This window comes from Elusimicrobiota bacterium (genome assembly GCA_041658405.1).
Classification (GTDB): Bacteria; Elusimicrobiota; UBA5214; order JBBAAG01; family JBBAAG01; genus JBBAAG01.
The window spans coordinates 1-5283 of the sequence record JBBAAG010000125.1 but is presented as its reverse complement, the minus strand read 5'-3'; the positions used below and the strand labels follow the sequence as shown (position 1 = coordinate 5283).

2 protein-coding genes are annotated in these 5283 nt (G+C 45.6%); both read left to right on the top strand.

Going from position 1 to position 5283, the window contains the following annotated elements; genetic code table 11:
• Positions 1-349 (top strand): Ldh family oxidoreductase (locus tag WC955_13010; protein ID MFA5859974.1); only part of this gene is annotated, 349 nt, incomplete at its 5' end.
• A 269-nt stretch (positions 350-618) separates the two neighbouring features.
• Positions 619-5283, top strand: a 4665-nt coding sequence (locus WC955_13005; GenBank protein MFA5859973.1) for a fibronectin type III domain-containing protein, incomplete at its 3' end; no start/stop codon positions are given.

Here is a 5283-nt window from a genome sequence, read left to right as displayed (position 1 = left end):
AATGTCCGCAGCGTTCCAACAAGGGGCATTTTTGAAAACGTTGTTGGGTATTGGCGAGGATGGAAAGCCAAGGCCGTACGCGCTTGGGCATTTCTTCATCGCGTATAACATCGAAAGTTTTACAGAACTGCCAAAGTTTAAGAAAACCGTTGGTGATATTTGCCGGCAGTTGCGCGCATCGAAAAAAGCGCCCGGTGCGAAGCGTATATATACGCCATGGGAGAAAGAGTATGACGTCTCCGTCGAACGTAAGGATAAAGGAGTACCGGTGGATGATGTCCTCCAAAAACAGTTGGTAGAACTACGGGATCGGTATAACCTCAAACAGTACAAGTTTGAATTTGAATAGAAGTAACAAAAGCAGTAGTTTTATGAACGGCTTTAAATTCCGATGTTGCATCGGAATTATAGAGTGAGTAAAACTACTGCTTTTAATGTTCTTTAATGATGAGCCTTGTTTTCTAATTTTTCTTATCTTTTCACAATGCTAACGACGACAATAAAAAGCCTGTTTTATTTTGTAGAATGTTCGTCGTTCGTATAAGCTTGGTAATTATGAGTTTCTAGGCTATAATTTATTTGAATTATAAATAATAAATGGAGGATGTCGTTTTGTTTATGAAAAAAGTTTGGGTATCGTTGTTAATGGTTATTATGAGTGTTACTTTTGCAGCTGCTGAGGATGTAACCGCGCCGGGGAAGATTACAGGCTTATTGTCATACCAGCATTCTATATCGAGTAGTGTTTTTTTGACATGGACCACGCCGGGCGATGATGCGTATCTTGTTGCTCTAGATATAGGGTCATGTTATAGAATACAATATTCCACTTTTCTGGCGGCAGCTTGGTCCACAAGCACTGCGCAAGTTGAGTTTTCGACGTCTGCTGTTGCGCCGGGAAGTTTGGCAAGCTGTGTCGTAACCGGCCTTACCGGAGGTGTTAAACATTGGTTTTCTATATGGGCTGGGGATGACGCGGGAAATTGGTCTGCATTATCCGCTGCGGCAACCGGGTTCGTCAGCCCGTTTACGCTTGAAACTTTGGACATCACAAGCGAAGATTCCGGTGGCGCGTCAGACATCGCGGTTGATAATAATGGCGACTTACACGTGTGTTACTACTCATATACTGGCAGCAATTATTATTTGAAGTATAAAAAGTATTCTAGTGGATCTTGGACAACACAAACAGTAGATTCCGGGTATATGCTCGGCAATAATTGTTCTATCACGATCGACCATAACAACAACCCGTGGATTGCGTATCAAGGGTATGACGGATCGCTTAACATAAACAGAGGTACGTTGAAGGTTGCACGATACACTGGTTCGTCCTGGCAAACAACAGTTGTTGATGACCCGGGGGTTGCGATATACCTTGCTGGATTCACTGCAATAACTACCGATGGGTTTGGTACCGTTCACGTCGCGTACTTTAATTCCAGCAATAATACTGCGAAATACGCAAAATGGGATGGTGTACAATGGTCTACGTCAACTATCAATAACAACTTATCGGTATGCTCGTTATCTATTGCAGTTGACCAGTACAGCCGGCCGTACATCGGGTACGGGTATGGCGGATTTGCCAAGTGGACTGGTGTTGTGTGGTCCACATATACAGCAAGCAACGGGCAAGCGTCAAACAGTATTATTCTCGACTCTTCAGGGAATGTGCACATGGCTAATTATTCTACTTATCTGAGGTATGTAAAATTTGTTGGGACGTTTACTGTAACGGATTCAATAATTGATAATTCAGCGGTAGGGACCGGGCAGTTAAGCGCAATAACTCTTGACGGTAACGGTAATCCTAATATATCGTACTACGATGGAAGCTCGGCATACGATTTGAAATATATACGCTGGGATGGCGTATGCTGGTCCACATACACGATAGATTCGTATGGTTCAAAAGGATTGGCATCAAAAATTGCTGTCGATAAAAACGGTGATGTACATATAGTTTATAGAGACCTCACAAACTCTCATCTTAAATACGCGAAATGGGCAAGCGCGGGGTTTGCAAAACCTATGGGCGGTAATGCTGCGGGAAGGCTGCAGGCGCCGACTAATTTTACAGCGTCAAGTTATGGGACTAATAGTATTGCGTGGCAGTGGACGGATAATGCTACGAATGAAACCGGGTTCAGGCTGTTGTATTCTACCGAAACCAATACCGTTAGTATGGCAGCGGACGAAAACACTATCGGAGCTAATGTAACATCGTATTCTCAGGCCGGATTAACGCCGAACACGTCATATTTTGGGTATGTTGCTGCGGTTAATAACAATACTATTGTTATGTCGTCAGGTACAAAAATTGTTACGTTGCCAAACGCTCCGGCGAGCTTAACAAAAACAGATTCCACGAGTTATTCCATAGGTTTGTCCTGGAATGCCAACTCTAATCCATATTGGACGGCCTATGAGATAGTTTGTTCTACAGACAATTTCGCAGTATCGACAACAACGGTGAAATCGTTCTCGGATAATTTTGTTGCTACGGCTTACACACACTCCGGACTGCTTGATAGTACCACGTACTGGTATAAAGTACGCGCGTTTAACATTGCGCAGGCTGCAAGCGTATACACCTCAGTAATTTCCGGGCTGACCTCGCCAAATATAGTGCCGCCGGCAGATGTTACGGATTTAGCATCCCAGCCCGGCAGTGTCGAAGGACAAGTCCGGCTGGCATGGACTGCGCCGGGTGATGACGGTACTACAGGAAATATTACTGGCGGAAGTTTTAAAATTTATTCTACTACATACACAGCTGCGGCTACTTGGGGGAATATAGCCCAATCGTCAAATACTGTGCAAGGGCAGATTCAGGAATTGACGCTCACCGGGCTTGATGCCGGAGTAACCTATTATTTAAAATTACAAACTGCTGATATTAAAAGTAACTGGTCTGGGATGTCGAATATTGCTACTACATACGCGCAGGTTGACGTCACTGCTCCGGGACAGGTTACGGGGTTAGCAGCGTATCAGTACACAACTGCAGGGTCTATCTTTGTTTCGTGGACTACGCCAGGTGACAATGTTTATTCTAGCACTATGACAAATGGCTCTGGATACAAAATACAGTACTCGACTGCGTTGTCAAACGACTGGTCGGTTGCTAATGCGCAAATTACTATCTCTACATCATCTGTTGCGCCTGGAGTTCAGGTTTCTACCCAGGTTTTTGGCTTAATAGTATCAAAAACATATTTTGTGCGTACATGGGCTTTTGACGAAAATAATAATTTTTCTGCGATATCGGCTACTTGCACTGTGTTCTCAAGCCCGTTCAGTATTTCGTACATCGACCCCCAAATATTTGCGCAAAAAATGTCGGCAGCTGTTGATGCAGACGGCAATATACATGTATCGTACCGCGAGTACGGTGTTCCATCGGGCGGCCGGTTGAAATACGCTAAATGGAACGGTACGGTATGGTCAACATCGACAGTAGATTCTGACAGCAATGCTGGGAATGAGTATAACAATATCGCAGTTGATGGCAATAATGTCCCTCATATAGCGTACAGGGCGTACGCGGGGAGTTATTACTATTTAAAATACGCTAAACTAGAAGGCTCAAACTGGGTAACTGAAACAGTTGATTCCAGTGCTGGGATTAACCGCGGATACTATGCGTCAATAGCAGTGGATGCGCAAAATATGCCGCATATTGCGTATCAGGACAATACGGCTAATGATTTGAAGTATGCGAAAAAATCGGCTACGGGGTGGGCAGTACAAACAGTTGGGTTTTCTACGAATACTACGGGGATGCATACTGCAATAGCGTTGGATAGTTACGGCAACCCGTTCATAATGTATGGTTCAAATGATAGCCCGTATTATCTGTGGTGTTCCAGCTGGTCGCCGACAACCGGATGGCGGCATTTCAGCGGGCCGTCGTATGCCTATCAATATATTTCGGTTGCTTTAGACGGCCGCGCATACCCGCAGGCTGCGTTTAGCTGGAACAGCCAGTTGGGGTATTCTAAATGGAATGGCAGTTCATGGGGTTCATCAACAATAGAAGCACTAAATCCTGGGTTTACCGGTTATGGCACATCAATAGCGTTGGATGGCAACGGAAATCCGGCGGTATCGTATTGCGAATATACAGGGGAAGACCTTAAATTCGCTAAATACAACGGGGTCAGCTGGTCCACTTATACTGTTGCTACTCAAGGACGGATCTTGTACTACTCGTCCGTAGCCATTGATAAAAACGGTGATGCTGTAATTGTGTATAACGACGGGTCTTACACTTGGAGCGTTGGGAAACTTGCTGTTGCCAAATGGACTGGCGCGGGATATTCGCCTTCAGTTGGCGGCGCGTCTGCCGGCCGGGCACAGGCGCCAAAACAGTTATACTCTACCGGTGTTAGTACCGGAAGTATTGCGTGGGCATGGACGGACAACGCGTCGAATGAAACAGGATACCGGCTTTATACTTCATCGCCGAACGCTAGTTTCAGTATTGCAGCGTCATCGGATATTATTGGCGCTGACGTAACGTCGTACACACAAACATCGTTGTTGCCGAACACGTCGTACTATAATTATATCGCAGCAGTGTCAAACGGCGGGGTTGTTGTGTCGTCAGTAACACGGGTGTTTACGTTGGCACGCGTGCCAACAGGGTTGACGGTTGACAGTTCTGGGTCGTCGGCGATACAAATATCGTGGTCAGCGAATTCTAATCCGGCTTACACAGTGTATGGTATTGTGAAATCAACAGATAATTTTGTTACGGTTTCTACAACAGTAAAATCTTATTCCGACGGGTATACAAATACTATGTTAGGCGATTCAGGCCTTTCGACTGGAACGTCGTATTGGTACAAAGTTGTGGGGTATAACGGTGATGGCGTTGCCGGTGAGTACAGCGCGGTTGTTACTACGATGACGGATTTCGGAGATATTTATGCGCCGGCAGCGGTAACTGATCTCTTTGCCGCTCAGGGCAGCGTCGAGGGTAGCTTGGCATTAACCTGGACTGCGCCGGGAGATAACGGTGCTCTTAACAACTTAATCGGCGGGCAGTTTAAGGTGCAGTACTCAACGTTCTCGTCAGTTGTATGGTCCACTGCGGCGGTACAAATAGTGATTTCCACTACAGCGGTACCGGGTGTTGGGCATACTACTGTTATTACCGGATTGTCAGCAGGAACTACGCATTACGCATATCTATGGTCCGTTGATGCTATGAATAATATTTCTGTAATTTCTAACGGTACCACTTCGTGGGCGCAAGTAGATGTTACCGCCCCG